This window comes from Brevibacillus sp. JB24b (genome assembly GCF_051713385.1).
Taxonomy (GTDB): domain Bacteria; phylum Bacillota; class Bacilli; order Brevibacillales; family Brevibacillaceae; genus Brevibacillus_B; species Brevibacillus_B laterosporus.
The window spans coordinates 1,793,747-1,811,009 of sequence record NZ_JBNVQV010000001.1 but is presented as its reverse complement, the minus strand read 5'-3'; the positions used below and the strand labels follow the sequence as shown (position 1 = coordinate 1,811,009).

General features: G+C 38.7%; 12 protein-coding genes, 1 pseudogene and 1 riboswitch. Of the genes and pseudogenes, 5 read left to right on the top strand and 8 right to left on the bottom strand.

Going from position 1 to position 17,263, the window contains the following annotated elements:
* Nucleotides 1-205 precede the first annotated feature (205 nt).
* Together ACQV1I_RS08830 and ACQV1I_RS08825 are read left to right on the top strand one after the other, a co-directional pair.
* Nucleotides 206-2,263 (top strand): stalk domain-containing protein, encoded by a 2,058-nt coding sequence (locus tag ACQV1I_RS08830; RefSeq protein ID WP_116333677.1) that lies wholly within the window; start codon nucleotides 206-208, stop codon nucleotides 2,261-2,263.
* Between the two features lie 240 nt (nucleotides 2,264-2,503).
* Complete coding sequence (locus tag ACQV1I_RS08825) at nucleotides 2,504-3,661, top strand: FtsW/RodA/SpoVE family cell cycle protein (RefSeq protein ID WP_116333676.1); 1,158 nt, start codon at nucleotides 2,504-2,506, stop codon at nucleotides 3,659-3,661.
* A 158-nt stretch (nucleotides 3,662-3,819) separates the two neighbouring features.
* On the opposite strand, the gene ACQV1I_RS08820 is transcribed toward ACQV1I_RS08825, so the two are convergent.
* Together ACQV1I_RS08820 and ACQV1I_RS08815 are read right to left on the bottom strand one after the other, a co-directional pair.
* The gene (locus ACQV1I_RS08820; RefSeq protein WP_094699155.1) at nucleotides 3,820-5,760 is read right to left on the bottom strand and encodes a PTS fructose transporter subunit IIABC; all 1,941 of its coding nucleotides are present in this window, start codon (nucleotides 5,758-5,760) and stop codon (nucleotides 3,820-3,822) included.
* A 142-nt stretch (nucleotides 5,761-5,902) separates the two neighbouring features.
* Nucleotides 5,903-7,861, bottom strand: a complete 1,959-nt coding sequence (locus tag ACQV1I_RS08815) for a BglG family transcription antiterminator (protein WP_116333675.1) — start codon at nucleotides 7,859-7,861, stop codon at nucleotides 5,903-5,905.
* A gap of 268 nt (nucleotides 7,862-8,129) precedes the next feature.
* Here ACQV1I_RS08815 and ACQV1I_RS08810 point away from each other — a divergent pair, with 268 nt between their 5' ends.
* Complete coding sequence (locus ACQV1I_RS08810) at nucleotides 8,130-8,855, top strand: AzlC family ABC transporter permease (protein WP_236645739.1); 726 nt, start codon at nucleotides 8,130-8,132, stop codon at nucleotides 8,853-8,855.
* Nucleotides 8,852-9,184, top strand: a complete 333-nt coding sequence (locus tag ACQV1I_RS08805; RefSeq protein ID WP_116333674.1) for an AzlD domain-containing protein — start codon at nucleotides 8,852-8,854, stop codon at nucleotides 9,182-9,184. The genes ACQV1I_RS08810 and ACQV1I_RS08805 overlap by 4 nt, the downstream gene beginning before the upstream one ends.
* Before the next feature lie 99 nt (nucleotides 9,185-9,283).
* Here the strand turns inward: ACQV1I_RS08805 and pepT are convergent, their stop codons facing one another.
* A complete protein-coding gene (pepT, locus tag ACQV1I_RS08800; protein WP_094699158.1) occupies nucleotides 9,284-10,516 on the bottom strand; it encodes a peptidase T in 1,233 nt (410 codons plus the stop codon).
* Between the two features lie 329 nt (nucleotides 10,517-10,845).
* Nucleotides 10,846-10,951: riboswitch (SAM riboswitch) on the top strand.
* Between pepT and ACQV1I_RS08795 the strand changes: the two genes are divergently transcribed.
* On the top strand, nucleotides 10,932-12,398 hold the full coding sequence (locus ACQV1I_RS08795) for a Na+/H+ antiporter NhaC family protein (RefSeq protein WP_328588837.1): 1,467 nt from the start codon (nucleotides 10,932-10,934) through the stop codon (nucleotides 12,396-12,398). It overlaps the preceding riboswitch by 20 nt.
* Before the next feature lie 382 nt (nucleotides 12,399-12,780).
* Here ACQV1I_RS08795 and ACQV1I_RS08790 read toward each other — a convergent pair whose 3' ends face one another.
* From ACQV1I_RS08790 to ACQV1I_RS08770, 5 genes and pseudogenes are all read right to left on the bottom strand, one after another.
* Nucleotides 12,781-13,785 carry an ABC transporter substrate-binding protein gene (locus tag ACQV1I_RS08790; RefSeq protein ID WP_116333673.1) on the bottom strand — a complete coding sequence of 335 codons (1,005 nt, stop codon included), beginning with the start codon at nucleotides 13,783-13,785 and terminating at the stop codon, nucleotides 12,781-12,783.
* Between the two features lie 95 nt (nucleotides 13,786-13,880).
* Nucleotides 13,881-14,900, bottom strand: a complete 1,020-nt coding sequence (locus tag ACQV1I_RS08785) for a FecCD family ABC transporter permease (protein ID WP_236645738.1) — start codon at nucleotides 14,898-14,900, stop codon at nucleotides 13,881-13,883.
* A pseudogene (locus ACQV1I_RS08780) lies at nucleotides 14,897-15,856 on the bottom strand (FecCD family ABC transporter permease); the annotation flags it as partial. The gene ACQV1I_RS08785 and the pseudogene ACQV1I_RS08780, both read right to left, overlap by 4 nt.
* A 62-nt stretch (nucleotides 15,857-15,918) precedes the next feature.
* Entirely contained in the window at nucleotides 15,919-16,764 is an 846-nt protein-coding gene (locus tag ACQV1I_RS08775) for an IS3 family transposase (protein ID WP_161555186.1), read from the bottom strand.
* Between the two features lie 17 nt (nucleotides 16,765-16,781).
* Nucleotides 16,782-17,078, bottom strand: a complete 297-nt coding sequence (locus ACQV1I_RS08770) for a helix-turn-helix domain-containing protein (protein WP_094702890.1) — start codon at nucleotides 17,076-17,078, stop codon at nucleotides 16,782-16,784.
* Nucleotides 17,079-17,263: the final 185 nt, after the last annotated feature.

The window sequence follows — 17,263 nt, the reverse complement described above, 5'->3', positions numbered from 1 at the left end:
GAAGGAACACATTTGAGCAAGAAAATGGCTATTTTATCTGAATTTCTGTGTAACTTATTCCCTTCTCCAACGTCTCTATTTACGATTACCAAAAATATGCTTTGGGGTTATCAACGACTTCCCCTGTTTTGCCCTGTTTTTTGGCTTAAAGAGGGAGTAGGTTGCTGTCTACAGGCAAAATTTATGGATATTCAGGAGGAAAACAATGAGGAAACAAATGAAGAAAAGCGCATTCTTACTGCTAGCCACAACTCTGGCAATCACACCCCTACTCTCTGTGCCACAAGGTGCTTATGCTGCATCAGATTTAAGTATCGACGCCAAGAGCACCAAAGCAGGTGAGAAAACTACTTATACGATAAAGTTTGAATCAGACAAAAAAACAAGTGAGATTGAAGTAGATTTTGATTCTGACTTTGACTTGAGCAAAGTAGAAACTGATTCTGTTGAAGTAAATGGTAAAGATCCAAAAGATGTTACTGTTAAAAAAGGCAAAGTTACAATTAAACTAAGCAAAACTATCGGTAAAGGTGATGATGTCAAAATTATCATTAAAGATGTCATCAACCCTGATAAAGCCGACGATTACAAAATCTCCGTTGATGATGGCGACAGTGATGATGATGAAAAAATCGAGATCACAAAAGGCTCCTCTAGTAAAAGTGGTTCTGAAAAAAATGCCTTCTCTGTGTCTTTAGGCAGTAGCTACTCAGATGAGAAAACCTCTATTGAACTTTCTAAATTTACTTTAGAAGACAAATTGGATGATTCAAAATATATTGAGGTTATTTTCCCTGAGTCTAGCATGGTTCCAAGCAGACTCAGCACGGATGATGTAGAAATTAACGGTCACACTCCTAAAGATGTCAGCGTCTCCGGTAGAACGGTAAAAATTAAACCGAGCTCCAAAGATAATGATGAGAAAAAACTTGAGATCTCATTTAAAAAAGGAGCTGGCTTTAAAACACCATCATCCAGCTCTTCCTATAAAATCGAAGTTGAGTATAAAAGCACCACATATACATCAAAAGAATTTGATGTAAAGAAAGGCTCTTCTTCTGTTAACAGCGACTATAGTGTTTCGCTCTCAGATAGCTCGGTTGGCGCACGTACAAGCGTCTCTATGGAATTGAGATTAAAAGAAGAACTAAGATACGGAAATGATATTTATATCGAATTCCCGTCCCAAGATATGGTGCCTGGTTATATTTCTGCTTCATCAGTAACAATTAATGGTACACAAGTCAGCACTGCAAATGTATCTGGACGTACCGTTTCTCTAAGAACACCAAGTAATTTCTCTAGCACTGATAAAATTCGTGTCGATGTAAAAATGGAAGCCTTTATTAAGAACCCAACAACATCAGGTAGCTATGACTTGGCTGTTAAGCATAATGATGTTACCTATCGTTCAAAATCCTTTACTGTTTCAGGTACTTCCGTAACACCTACGAACCCTACGAACCCAACATATCCGACTAATCCAACTCCAACCCCAGTGCCAGTGCCAGTGAATAACAGCGCTGCTACGGTAAAATTGAGTAAGCCGAATCCAAATGCGATTTCAGGTATGACAGTTGGAATTAAAGCGTTGGGGGTTGGACTCAGTACTAATGATTACATTGAAGTAGCGATGCCAACTACTTTCCGTGTACCTACTACCATTCCAACCAATGCTGTGACAGTAAATGGTGCATATCCTAGCTTTGTAGGCACTCGTGGTCAGAATCTAGTTATCTATCCATCACTTGCTCTTCCTGCAGGTCAAGCAGTAAGTGTAACAATCAACGAAAATGCTAAAATCCAAACACCAGCAGCATCCAATGTTTACAATATTGGTGTTTATACATCAGAGGAAAGAAATCCACTGTTCATTCGTCAAGTAATAGTAGGTGCACAAAATGGGGTCAGCTTCAAAGTTGGCACAGCTTCCTATAAAGCACAAGGTAAAACCTTCCCATTAGCTGTAGCACCACTAACTGTGAATGGTAACACAATGGTGCCTGCTACTTTCGTTCGTGATGGGTTGAAAGTAAGCACCTCCTATACAAAAACAGGTGCTACCGTTAAAAGTGGAAACACAACCATGGTGTTTAAAGTTGGATCAAAGATTGTTTCCATTAATGGTAAGAACTACACCATGACAGATGCGGTTCAATTGAAAAACAATGTCCCAATGCTACCAATCCGTACGATTACGGACAATTTACGTTTTAACCTGGCTTGGGATGAAGCTACCTCTAGCGTAGTTATTTTTAAATAAGAGAAAGGCACTTGCGAAGCTACCATTTGCAAGTGCCTTTTTTATAAAAAATAGCTATTTATTTCATCGTGGTACCTGTTAGACGTTTCTATGCTAGTCACATGGGAAAATTTTTTACTAGGATTGTTTTAATATACTGTTACCTCACGACTACATCATTCGTATTATAATATAAGCCTAAGTTATTACACATAGATTGATTTAAGGCTTTATACTTTTTTGAAACCAGAGGACTCTTACATGAATATGATTTTCAAACATCTGAAAAAATTAGATTGGCTCATCATGCTAATTCTAGCTATTTTTCTCGCTACTAGCCTTCTCTTTATTTATAGCAGTCAACAAACCGGTCAATACGGACAAACAAACTTTGTAGGAAAACAAACCATTTACTATGTAATTGGTTTTGCTCTCATGCTCTACATTTCTATTTTAGACATTGAACAGATTAAGAAATTGTCTTGGGTTTTTTATGTTTTTTGTCTGTTAGGTATTATTGTTCTTAAATTCGCTCCAGAAAAAATTGCACCTATCCTTAATGGGGCAAAGCGATGGTTTACCCTACCAGGAATAGGCTCCGTTCAACCATCAGAATTCTTAAAGGTTGCTATTATTCTGTTAGCTAGTCATTTGGTAATGGAGCATCAAAAAAAACACACCTTTAAAACAATTGGAAGCGATCTATTATTAATTGTTAAATTACTAGGAATAACCCTGCTTCCTTCCTTTTTAGTATATACCCAGCCAGATACCGGTATGGTTATTTTATACGTAATTTCCATAGTAGCAATAATGTTCATTTCCCAGCTACAAACAAAATTAATCCTAGCACTCTCATTAATTCCAGCCTTGTTGGTATCCTTTTTGCTGTATTTGTACTTTGAACTCCCTGATGTATTCAGAACCTATGTCCTCTCGCTCTTTAGTGGCCATAGACAGCAAAGAATCCTGGGTTGGCTTGATCCTTCTACCTTTAAGGATGAAGGCTATCAATCCATGCAGAGTCTGTTAGCAATTGGTTCTGGAGGCTTGGAAGGAAAAGGCATTGGACAAGGAAATGTTTATATTCCTGAAAAGCATTCTGATTTTATTTTTGCTACGATTGGGGAAGAAGGCGGATATGTAATTGCAGTACTGATTGTTTCACTCTTCTTTATTCTTATGTATCGTGTGATAAAAATCGGTAATGAATCAAATGATCTATTTTGCGCCTGCATATGCTCAGGAATTGTAGCTGTTCTCACCTTTCAAACCTTTCAAAACATAGGAATGACCATTGGATTAATGCCAGTAAAGGGAATAGCCTTACCGTTCTTATCTTATGGTGGTAGTTCTCTCCTTTCCAACATGTTATTGATTGGAATTGTTTTATCTATGCGTAAACAGTATAGGAGATAGACATTTTCAAGTAATCTGTATATTACTTGATTTTTATCATTTATGGAGCATGTAAAATGCAAGGCCTTCTCCCCCTTTACATAAGGAGAGAAGGCCTCGATCATCAGTGTATTTGTATACGTTATCTTACATGAGGTAGAATAACTTTTTTATCTTATTTATTCGATAGACGCTAATAGTTGATATGCTTCTTCCTTTGTATTAATAGACAATAGTTGTTCTCTAAAGCCCTCGTCCATCAGTTTTCGAGAAAGCATTTGAAGAATTTTTAAGTGTTCATTCCCTTCGCTCTCTTTTGGAACAGCGATCATAAAAATCAGTTTTGCATCTGTACCATCAAGACTTTTCCAATCTACTCCGTCTCGTTTAAGTCCAAACACCACACTTGTTTTTTGGACAGTATCTGATTTTCCATGAGGAATAGCAATGTTCATACCAATTCCTGTGGAACTTTCTTGTTCACGACTGAGTATCGCTTGCTTAAATTCTGATGTGGAACGAATTGTTCCTGCACGATCTAATTTTTGAATCATTTCATCAATGACCTCATCACGTGTTGATCCTGCTATGTCTACATCTATTAATTCTAAGCTGGTAATGTCAGTTAATTTTTTGATTTCCATCGGTGCTACTTTTGTTTCTTCCTTTGGCAAGCTTTGCTGAGCTATGGATTCTTCTACTGCTTGTGTAGTAGCAACATTTACTTTTTGTATATCTTTTTTTAAGAAATTGACCAGTACAGCTGTTACAATTGCACCCACAATAACTGCGATGAAGAACATTAACACATTATCAACAGCACCAAGAACAGCAACAATTGGTCCACCATGTGCTACTTTATCTCCAACATGTCCCACCATTGCAATTACCGAACCGACGATTGAACCGATCATAATACTTGGGATAACACGGAATGGGTCCTGAGCCGCGAACGGAATAGCTCCTTCTGTAATTCCAAATAACCCCATTGTAAATGTTGCTTTCCCTGCTTCTCGTTCTGTATCCTGATATTTCTTCTTACCTATAAAAGTAGCTAGACCCATACCAATCGGAGGAATACAGATAGCGACTGCAACCGCTCCCATGATATCGTAGTTTCCCTCTGCAATCATGGCAGAACCGAACAAGAAAGCAACTTTATTAACTGGACCGCCCATATCAAAGGAAATCATAGCACCTAGGATAATGGCTAAAAGAATCGAGCTTGTACCTTGCATACCTGATAACCATGCTGTTAAAGACTCAAAAACCTGTGCGATAGGTGATCCTATTACATAAACAAACACCAGACCTACAATAAGGGAAGCAAATACTGGAATGATAATGATTGGCATAATAGGCTGAATTGCTTTTGGAACTTTGATGCTCTTAATGCCTAATGCTACGTAACCAGCTAAAAAGCCTGCGATAATACCACCGATAAAACCGGCACCAGCTGCACTTCCATAAAAGCTACCATTCGCTGCAATTAATCCACCAATCATACCAGGAGCAAGACCTGGTCTATCAGCAATACTAAAAGCAATGAAACCGGAAAGAATGGGAACCATGAAAGTGAATGAAGCGGCACCAAGCTTTTCAATTGTCTTCCAGAATGAAGCATCTGGAATAACCAAACCACCAGGTGTTTTTTCTCCTCCAAGTGTTAAAGCAATCGCGATCAATAATCCACCGATAACAATGAATGGGACCATGTAGGATACACCACTCATCAAATGACGATAAAATGAATTTTGTTTATCAGCTTTCTCACTATTCTTGTTCTCTACCACATTTGATTGAGCCTGATAGACAGGTACCTCTCCACTTGATACTAAGTTGATTAGCTCTTCGGGTTTACGAATACCATCCTGAACTCCAACAAGTAATACTTTTTTCCCAATGAAGCGATCTTTGTCGACTGTTTTATCAGCTGCTATTATAATAGCATCCGCTTCACGTATATCCTGTTCCGTAAGTTTATTTTCTACTCCAATCGAGCCCTGCGTTTCAACTTTCATTTGGACACCTAATTTATCAGCAGCTTTTTGTAGATTTTCTGCCGCCATATACGTATGGGCAATTCCATTAGGACATGAAGTAATCGCTAAGAGTTTCATCACTAATCCCCCTTTATCTATTTCGAAATCGCTTACATATACTATACTGCGAAATCTTTCAGACAAAAGTTTAGTTTTTTTCCGTAGATTCCGGAAAAATGGATTTTATCTCCCTTGAAATAGGCAAAGCAAGATGGGGGGGTTATTTTTTGTGGTGGAGATGAGACAGAAATTGCATGGTATCCGTTTCCTTCATGAGGGTTTGGATAAAAGCAGGTTGCTCACTGATAAATGATAATTCACGGAATAGCTGTCTTGTATCTTCTTGATTGTCATTCTTTACTGCCAGCATAAATACGAGTGACACCTTCTCCGCTCCCCACTCAATTGGCTCTTTTAATGTAGCAATAGCAATGGCCGAATGTCTAATCAGTCTTGGATTGCCATGTGGAATAGCGACGCCTGCGCCAATATTAGTCGACGACATTCTTTCCCGGGTAATTGCATTATGGGTATATTCCTTTTCCACAAATCCTTTTTCATGTAAGACAGTTGCAAGCATTTCAATCAATTCATAACGATGCTCGATATCCTGATGTAAAAAAACTAAAAAAGGGGTTGTGAACTTCAAAAGCACAGATTCTTTTGGTGCTTTTTGCATAGGTTCATTCAGATGTTTTATAAAATTCTCCAGTCTTTTTTCTTCCGTTACTTCTAATAAAGGAGAAATAACAATATATGGGATATTCATTTCAGGCAGTGGAACGGTAGATATAATAAAGTCTACGTCATTGGTGGCAAGATACTCTTTTACGTCAGCTTTGGCTAGACACGCTATAATATGAATGGAAATAAATTTCCGTTCGAGCTTTGTTCGCAAGAGTTGCGACATTCCAATTCCCATATGGCAAACGATGACAACATCCTTCGTTTTTTCTCGATTGCTATGAAATCGTTCAATTGACGCTTGGAAATGTAATACAAGATAAGCTGCTTCCTCCTCAGGTATGGAAAGAGAAAGCGATTGGTATACTTCTTCTAGTACACAAAGCACCATATCAAACATATACGGATACATTCTTTTTATATCGCTTAGCATCGGATTCGATACAGAAAGCCCGTAATTAAGGCGATTTAAAGTTGTATATAAATGAACCTTCAAGCCGTCTATTAAGGTTTGATCATTCACAAATTCAATCATATTAAACTCAGACATTCGCTTAATTAATAGTGATAAAAGCTGAGAAAGAACAGGGTTATCTTCAGTAAAATCATCGATTTTCAATGGTTCATTCTTTTGTTGATAACGAAATTTACCGCCCAGAATGTGTAGGGCCAAATAAGTGATTTCAGCTTGTGGAAACTTTACTGCAAAAATAGATTCCAGTTGTTTAAGTAATTCAGCGGTCCATTCATATTCTTTTTTATCTTGTAGAAGTGTTTTTTCTTTTTCCGAGAGAGTAATAGGCTGTTTAAGCTTCGTTCGCCTAATCATCAAAAGAGCATGTACAATTAATCCTTCAAGCGTTTCATCCGTAAAAAAGAAGGAATGCCGCTTTTGTAGCTGTTTTAATTCATTCTTGACAATTTCAACCTCATGAGATGAAAATTGCTCCTTAATAAATGAATCACTAAGCTGAGAATTATTGGTCAACTGTGATAACCGAGCTAACGCGGTTCTTTTATCCTTTTCGTTACCTTCGATTATAAGACCTACTTTTTGCTTAGAAACCAAGGTTAGCCCCCAAACGTTTAACCAGTTTTCGATTTTATCCAAACTTTTTTTGATGACTGATTTGTTGACAAAGTATTTGGAGGCAAGGTCCTGAGCTGATATTGGCTTTACGTTCATTACTAACTGATAAGCTATTTCAAGAATCATTTTTTCATCAGATACATATTTGATTGGATGATTCACCATGTGTAATTTGTGAAATAAGCTTGCTTTTTCATGCTCCTCTACCTCTAAGAAAACACCTAATCCTGGTTTTCGAATTAAGGTAGCATGTGAATGTTCTTTAAGATAGTCCTGAATACTTCTAAAATCATTACGAATGGTTTTTTCCGAGCAGCCTACCGTTTCTGCAATCTCTTGTACCAATACATGCTGATCGGATTGAGTTAATAGAATACGCAAGATATCTATTTGTCTGGCATTCATTTGATTCACCTGCTTATCTACGTAGCGATCGTATATAAATTATCTATCGGATTTAACATCACTTTTTATACCATAGAATTGGTGAAAATACCACATACCGGTTCTAGTGATAGGTTCTTATGTCTATATAATAGTTGCTAATATCAAATATGCTTGATAAAATGTACTTTTTAACAAAAACAAAATGTTCTTTCTATATTTTTAAAAGTCGTAAGAATAATCCCATATGTAAAAATAAACTAAACAGCAGAGGGTGGTCACACTGGAAATGAATATAGGAAAAGAATCAAGGATGGAGGAAGCAAATGCCCCTACATTCCTGCAAGGTGTCAAAGATTGTATCCCTACATTGTTGGGATACATTAGTATTGGAGTAGCAGCTGGTGTGATAGGTGTATCTTCTCACTTGAGCATCTTAGAAATTACTTTACTATCAGCTTTGGTGTATGCAGGGTCGGCTCAATTTATCATTTGTGCCCTATTAGCAACAAACAGTCCCTCATCAGCAATTATTGTAACAACTTTTATTGTAAACCTACGTAACTTTTTACTAAGCGCAACTCTCGCTCCTTATTTTACAAAATATTCCTTATTAAAAAACATTGGTATTGGTGCACTGGTTACCGATGAATCCTTCGGTGTTGCCATCAATAAAATTACAAAGGGAGAACAGATTAATGATCGCTGGATGAATGGTCTAAATCTTACTGCATATATCATTTGGATCTTTTCGTGTATGCTAGGAGCTATTCTTGGGAAATGGATTCCGAATCCAACGATATTCGGATTAGATTTTGCTTTAACAGCAATGTTTGTTGCCTTACTGGTCTTGCAGTTGCAATCTATGCAGCCTTCAAAACTAAAGCATTCTCTCTGTCTAATTGTTTATATGATCATAGCTATGCTAGTTTTATCCTTTATTGTACCTTCGCACGTTGCAGTTATTTTAGCAACGGTCATTGTAGCTACTATTGGGGTGGTGACAGATAAATGAGCCTTAATCAATCAATTCTCCTTCTGATAGTAGGATGTACATTAGTGACATTCCTTCCACGTATTTTGCCATTTTTAGTGGTTCGTAATTTACAATTGCCTGCACCTGTACTGAAATGGCTTTCTTTTATACCTATTTGTATTCTCACAGCCTTAGTTGTAGAGAGTGTCATTGTGAAAACCAGTCATTCAATCGCAGTGAATTGGCTAACACTCATAGCGATCGTTCCTACCTTATTATTAGCATTGCGGACGAAAAGTCTGGCGATTACTGTCATTTTCGGCGTTATTTTTATGGGATTATTGAGATTATGTAGTACTTATTTATAAAAATATCCCCTTTGCTCAACATCAACGAATCCATGCTTGCATGGAACTTCATTAGTTGTTGACACTAAGGGGATTTGCTCTCATTTTAGCTGACTATCATCATGCTTTTTCTTCAAACAACCGGGCTATCTCGACAATAACATGAACAGCTTTTTCCATAATATCTACAGAAGCGTATTCAAATTTGCCGTGATAGTTTTCCCCGCCAGTAAAAATATTAGGTGTTGGCAGACCCATATACGATAATTGAGAACCATCCGTACCACCTCGGATCGGGCTGATTACTGGCTCGATTCCGAGGTTTTTCATCGCTTCATAAGCAATGTCAACAACTTCCTTAACCGGTTCAATTTTATCACGCATGTTGTAGTATTGATCATTCATCTCCATAATGATATTTTCTGCTCCGTATTTCTCCTGCATCTGTTTCACGATGCTTGCTGCTTTCTCTTTTCTGCTGTTAAAGTTGTCTTTATCAAAATCTCTAATAATATATTGAGATTTGCTTTGTTCAACATCGCCATTTATTGAGCTAAGGTGGTAAAAGCCTTCATAGCCATCTGTATACTCTGGTGCCTCATCTACAGGTAGTTGTGCATGGAATTCCATTGCTAGCTTACTTGCGTTAAGCATTTTATTCTTGGCCGTTCCAGGATGCGTGCTAATCCCCTTAAAGGTGAGCTTGAGTTCTGCGGCATTAAAGCTTTCATACTCCAATCCACCTAGAGGCCCTCCATCCATCGTGTAGGCAAATTTCGCGCCGAAAGCAGCTACATCAAAATGAGCTGGTCCTCTACTGATTTCTTCGTCAGGAGTGAATGCTACTCTAATTTTTCCATGCTTGATTTCTGGATGCTTTAGTAAGTAATCCATCGCTGTCATAATTTCAGTAATCCCAGCTTTATCATCTGCTCCGAGCAATGTTGTCCCATCGGTAGTAATTAATGTATGACCTTTGTAGGACGGTAGCTCTGGGAATAATTTTGGTGTTAGAACAACGCCAAGTTCTTTATTTAATGTAATAGCTTTTCCGTCAAAATTTTCGTGGACTTGCGGATTGACATTTTTACCTGTAAAATCCGTAGCCGTATCCAAATGGGATAAAAAACCGATCACTGGAACTTGCTTATCCGTATTTGCAGGGAGTGTCGCCATTACATATCCATTTGGATCGATTGTAACTTCCGAGAGTCCCATCGCCTTTAATTCTTCGACTAGCAAATTACCCAACTCTAACTGTCCTGGTGTTGACGGAACTGTCTGGCTTTGTGCATTGGACTGTGTATCAATCTTTACATATCTTGTAAACCGCTCTATGATATCTTGCTTCACTTACATTCACTCCCTTTTTCATTGCATCTTTCTTTATTATATCGCTTGATGGACGATATTTCCATTTGTACTCATGTAGCTGTTCTATCAATTGGAGCGAGCCAAAATGAAAGATTTACGCATATTTACATGTAGTGAGACTATATAAATTCAGGATATCCATTGAAGAGAAAAAATTGCTCAAGAAGCTGATGAATAATAACCAAAAGAGGCTTCTATATAGCCGGATCACTTGCATAAGTTAAATAGCACTAAAAAATATTTGACATTTTGTGTAGGAAAGAGTAAAGTAAAAAAAGATTAATCAATAGAGAATAAAATATGAAACCTTCTTATCAAGAGAGGCGGAGGGACTGGCCCTTTGATGCCTCGGCAGCGGACTCGTATTTAGAGTGCTGTGCCAAATCCAGCAAGCATGTGCTTGAAAGATGAGAAGAGTGTTTCTTATATGCCATATAAGACCTCTTCTCATAAGAAGAGGTCTTCTTCATTTTTCTCTAGGAAAAGTTTAGAAATAGAGAGGGTGTTATTGATGAATCAAACAAAAGGGAGTGCGTTGGCTTTATTGCCGCTTGGTATATTTTTAGCACTATTTATTGGCTCTGGGGTTATTACAGGAGATTTTTATCAGCTCCCAATCATCGTTGCCATTATAATTGCAAGTACAGTTGCATTAGTAATGAACCGAAAGGAAAGCTTTCATACAAAGGTAGAACGATTTGCTAAAGGAGCCGGCAATCCAAATATCGTCGTTATGTTATTAATCTTTGTGTTGGCTGGAGCATTTTCTCAAGCAGCAAAAGGCATGGGTAGCGTTGAAGCTACCGTGAACCTAGCACTTTCTGTATTACCTCAGAGTCTCTTAGTAGTTGGCTTATTTGTAATTGGATCATTTATCTCACTAGCAATGGGGACATCCATGGGGACTATTGCTGCATTAGCTCCGATTGCAGTAGGGATTAGCCAACAAACAGATATCTCGGTTGCATTCACAATGGCAACCGTTGTCGGAGGAGCTATGTTCGGTGATAATTTATCATTTATTTCCGATACGACAATTGCCGCAGTACGCACACAAGGAACGGAAATGAAAGATAAATTCAAAACAAACTTTTTAATTGTATTACCAGCTGCCATTCTGACGTGCATACTTTTAGTCGTTCTTACATCAGGAAATCATACAAATATTACAATAGGATCCTTCAATTGGGTGAAAGTATTACCGTATGCAGGAGTTCTGCTTGCAGCCTTACTTGGATGGAATGTACTAGTGGTTCTAATGGGAGGAACTGTATTATCAGGTATTATCGGCATGATAGATGGAAGCTACACACTTGCCACTTTCTTCAAAAATGTGACGTTAGGGATTAGTGGAATGATGGAGCTTGTCTTATTAACCATGCTTATCGGTGGAATGATTGAAATTATTCAACATAATGGCGGGATTCAATATCTATTGAATGTATTGACGCGCAATATTCGTTCGAAAAAAGGCGCAGAGTTTGGTATTGCTGGTCTTGTGAGCCTGACAAATATGTGTACAGCTAACAATACAATCGCTATTATTTTCGCAGGTCCACTTGCTAAAAACATTTCAGATCAATATGAAATCGATCCGAGAAAATCAGCAAGCTTACTGGATTTATTTTCTTGTAGCGTACAAGGAATCATTCCTTATGGAGCGCAAATGTTAACTGCGGCAGGATTTGCTGCACTCTCACCAATCGAATTATTACCATTTGCTTTTTATCCGCTGTTAGTTGCTGTTTGCGGTATCGTGTCAATCGTGATTAACTTCCCACGGTTTTCAGCTAATTCCAAAAAAGCTAGTGTCATAAAACCGCTGAAGGAGAAAGAGGAAGCCCTATATAAGACAACCTAGTGGTTATTCTCCTAGCATAAGTATCAACTCACACGAATTATGCTATTCATTTCAGAACATCGCTAAAATAAATGACAGGAAAACTAAATAAATTGTAGGAAAGAAAGCGGTAGGTACAAACCTACTGCTTTTTTATTGATAAATTTTTATCCTTAGCTGTCAAAGTGATGGTTCATGCTCAACTCCTAAATATGACCATTAATTTTTTTCATTCACTATCATTTACAAAAGACAAAGGTTATATCTACTCTCCTCGTCTTTCAGTGATGACGGATAGTTGGATTGATTCACTATCTGCTGTTATTCTTGTTGTTATAGCCATAGCTCATTCATTTGAAAACATAAAAAGCTACCTTCCGAAAAGGAAAGGTAGCTGTACTTTCTATGTGTATATTTTATCATGCTTCATTAAACGATATAAACTCTTTAGCTCTTTTTTTTTAAAAACGATGTCACGAACCATTTCAATCGCTTTCTCTTTTCCAAGCGGGAATGTTCCAAGAGACCATGTAGGGTTATCTAGCATATAGACATGTCCATTTTTTACTGCTTTTAGCTTACCCCAAAGCTCTGATTTCTGCATATCATCCAGCTTTTTCTGTGCAACAGCTAGATTGTCACCGTATAATCCTAAGAAGATATAGTCTGGATCAAACTTGAATAAGCTTTCAAGCGATACAATTTCCACAAGCTTTTCTTTCGGAGCACCTTCTGCCATAGGCAAGCCTAAATCAGTAAATAGAACGTCTCCTAAAAGCGCCTTACCATAGATACGATATTGGGAAGCGTTTGTTACATATAGAGCAAATGTTGCATCTTTCGATTGCTTTTTAATTTCATCCCCAATTTGTTTCGCTTTTGCATCGTATTGAGCAAGCCATTCGTTCATTTCCTTTTCTTTACCTAAAATACTTGCCATTTCCGGGAATCTTTCACGCCAAGTGTAAAAGTCTCCTTCAAGCTGAACGGTTGGTGCAATTTGAGAAAGCTGGTCGTAAAGCTTTTCAGTGCGGTTGCTTGTAAGAATCAAATCTGGTTGTAAGGCCATTACGTCTTCTACTTTAACTGAACTAGTTTCAACTAACGCTGCTCCGTCAAGCTTTCCTTTTAGATAGTCCGGCAAATCAGGTCCTGAAGTAGACATCACAGGCTTGATCCCCATAATTAATAATTCTTCGGTTGCATAAGCAAGGTCAACAACACGTTTTGGATGTACCGGAATTTTCACTTCTCCGCGGGAGGTTTTTACCGTTTTAAACTCAGTGTCCCCTGCTTGTTGAGATGCTCCTTCCTGATTACTTGCTACTGAAGCCGATTCCTTCTGACTGCAACCTGCAAAAACAAACAATAGTACAAAAATAATCATTACATTCATAAAACGTTTCATTGATTTATTCTCCTTTTTCATCTAAAAGCACTTTTAGCTGTACAATTCATGTCACTACGAAAAAAACATCTGACGGACACTGTTATAGTAGCTTGCTATGTTTTCGTTTTCATCAAAAGATAGATGAAATATGGCGCTCCAATAACAGATATTACGATTCCAACTGGAACTTCAGTACGAGTTAATATATTACGTGCTAGTAAATCGGCCAGCAATAACAGTAATGCCCCCACCAGCGTAGCAGTAGGAATGAGAAATTGATGCTTCGGTCCAACCAGTTTACGTGCAATGTGTGGTGCAACCAAGCCAATAAATCCGATACCTCCACCAGCCGCCACGCAAGCTCCAGCGAGTCCAGCACTCACAAAAATTAATTTTCCACGCTCTCGTTCTACTCTCACCCCAACACCAGTTGCTAACTCATCACCTAGATTAAATACATTCAGATATCGAGCTTTCCACATCGCATACGGAACGAGAATCAGAATCCATGGAAGTATGGCAATAACAAAGGTCCAGCTGGTGCCACACAGGCTACCTGCCAGCCAGACTGTTGCATATATAAAATCTGCAAATGCAAGCTTCAATGACACGACTGTATTTATCGCACCGATTCCTGCCGACACTGCAATCCCTACAAGGATCAAGCGAATGGGGGTAATCCCCCGTTTCCAAGCAAGCGTAAAGATAAGTATTGAGGATACACCGGCACCAATTAATGCGAACAAAGGAATCATCATAACAGGCAAAACATTCTTAATATCCTTTGTTTCGATTGCAAAATACATGAACAGCACTACGGCTAATCCAGCACCTGCGTTAATTCCCAGAATACCTGGGTCTGCCAATGCATTTCGAGACAATCCCTGTAAAATCACACCAGAAACAGCAAGGCCACAACCGATGAGTAAAGCAATGACCAAACGTGGCATGCGAAATTGAAATAGCACGGTTTCTTGTTGACGTGTCCCACCATTTAGTAACGTATCCCACACTTCCAGTGGTGAAATGGGAATTGAACCTGAATTCAAGCTAATTAAGACCACTGTAATAATCATGGCAACAAGCAATCCCATGATGAGGGGTGCCCGTTTGTATAAACTTGATTGCATCATAAACTCCTTCCTTCCCTACGAGCCATATAGAGGAAGAACGGTACACCAATAACAGCTGTAACAGTACCGATTGGTGTTTCGTATGGTGAGTTGAACCATCTTGCTGCAATATCTGCAAAGGTGACCAGTACGCCACCAAATACTGCCGAACAAGGTATAATCAACCGATAATCAACACCAACAATCGAACGCATGATATGGGGAATAATCAACCCTACAAATCCAACTCCCCCTGCAACAGATACTGCTGCCCCTGTCATGAACAATACGATAATCGTGCAACATGTCTTAATCAACATGGTTTGTTGCCCAAGCCCGGTAGCAACGTCTTCACCAAAACTGAGAACTGTCACATAACGCGACAGCATAATCGCCAGTATCAGGCAAACGGCACTAACTGGCACAAGCATACCAATTGCATCCCATCGCACCATCGTTAATCCACCCGCTGCAAAAAAGCTCATGTCCTGAGCGATTTTAAAATAAATTGCTAGTCCAGTTGATAGAGCACCAAATAGGGTGCTTACCGCTGTTCCAGCCAAAACGAGCTTAACTGGAGACATCCCTCCTGGTGACAAAGCACTGATAGCGTAAACAACCATGACCCCAACAGCAGCCCCACCAAAGGAGAAAATAACCATTTCAAAATAATTAATTGCTGGGAAGAAAATCATAGCGATCGCAATCGCCAGTCCTGAACCTTGAGACAGGCCCATAATGGAGGGAGTTGCTAATGGATTACGAGTGATTCCCTGCATAATTGATCCAGATACCGCGAGGCAAGCTCCAACGAAAATTCCACTTAATGCTCTTGGCATTCGTAATTCGTATACGAGTAAATGTGCAGGTGACTCAGAGTTGAAAAAAAAGATCATATCCCATACTTCTCGAAAACCGACGTCCGCGGCACCATATGAAATAGAAAGTACAAATCCAAGTATTAGTAGAAAAGCACCAATTGTAAACATCATGCTTGGTCAAGCCCCCGTTTTGTAGACAGTAAGAAAAACCCCGGCCGTTAGGCCGCTAACTGACGCCTAAATTCACTAGGCGTCAGTTTATTTAACTTCAGTTGAAGACGTTCTTCGTTGTAAAAATAAATGTAATTTTCAATTCTCCTTTGAGCATCTTGAAGATCTCGTATATCATAGGGATATAGGGCTTCGGTTTTCAAATGAGAAAAGAAGCTTTCTATCGAGGCATTGTCTAGGCAATTGCCCCGTCGGGACATGCTGATTTGGGCGCCAACCGTAGGCAGCATGTCGTGGTATGCATGGGACGTGTACTGGGAACCTTGGTCGCTGTGAACGATCAAACCAGTCACGTCTTTTTGCATTTCAAATGCTTTCCTAAAAGTCTCTAGAACAAGCGCATTGTCATTTCGAGTACTGATATGATAAGCGATAATCTCATGCGTACATAAATCTTTGATTGCAGAAAGGTAGATACGTTCTTCACCGATGCGATATTGGGTAACGTCAGTTACCCATTTTTGATTAGGCTCTTGAGCGGTAAAATCACGTTTGAGTAAATTATCTGCAACACGTCCATCCGATACCTTTGCTTGATGGGCAGTCATATAGGCACGTTTACGGCGAATGATGGCTTTGAGTCCCAGATTTTGCATGATGCGTAATACTTTCTTATGATTAACCCTACAACCAAATTGGCGTAACAGTTCGGCCTGAATTCGGCGATATCCATATATTCCTTTTCTTTGTTCATAGATCGTTCTGATCCGTTTTTTCATCGATTTATCCCTATACAAGTTTCTAGTAGAGAGGTACTTGTAATAGCCACTTCTCGAAACTCCTAACACCTTACAAACCTCAGTAATTGGATATATTGTAGACAAACTCTCCACAATTCGATACTTCTTCCTTACACCCCCCGCATCCAGATTTCCAAACACTTTTTTAGGATTTCATTCTCGCGCTTCAGTTTTTGGACATACCTATCCTGATCAATATAGGCCTGACGACGTCCGCGTCGATCTAGAAGTCCAAACTCACCCTGTTGTCTGTACTTTCTCATCCACTTTTTTAAGCGATCTTTGTCCTGAATTTCCAAATGCTCTACAATTTGTTTATACGTCCACTTTTCCTCAATGTGTAAACGAATAGCTTCCATTTTCAATGATTCTGGATAACTTTTAAATTTTTGTCCTTTAACCGCCATAAAAAAATACACCCCCTAAAGTCATCGGATAACCTTGGGGCTTTTTCCAATGTCTACTTTAAGGGGTGCACTTCACTAGCAATCCAAAAACGCGGTGCTTTTTCTACTGTTCTGGACAAAGAATGAGCCGCTCCTTCTTCTGACATCAGTATAACCACCTTTATGTACGATAAAAAATTGCAAAA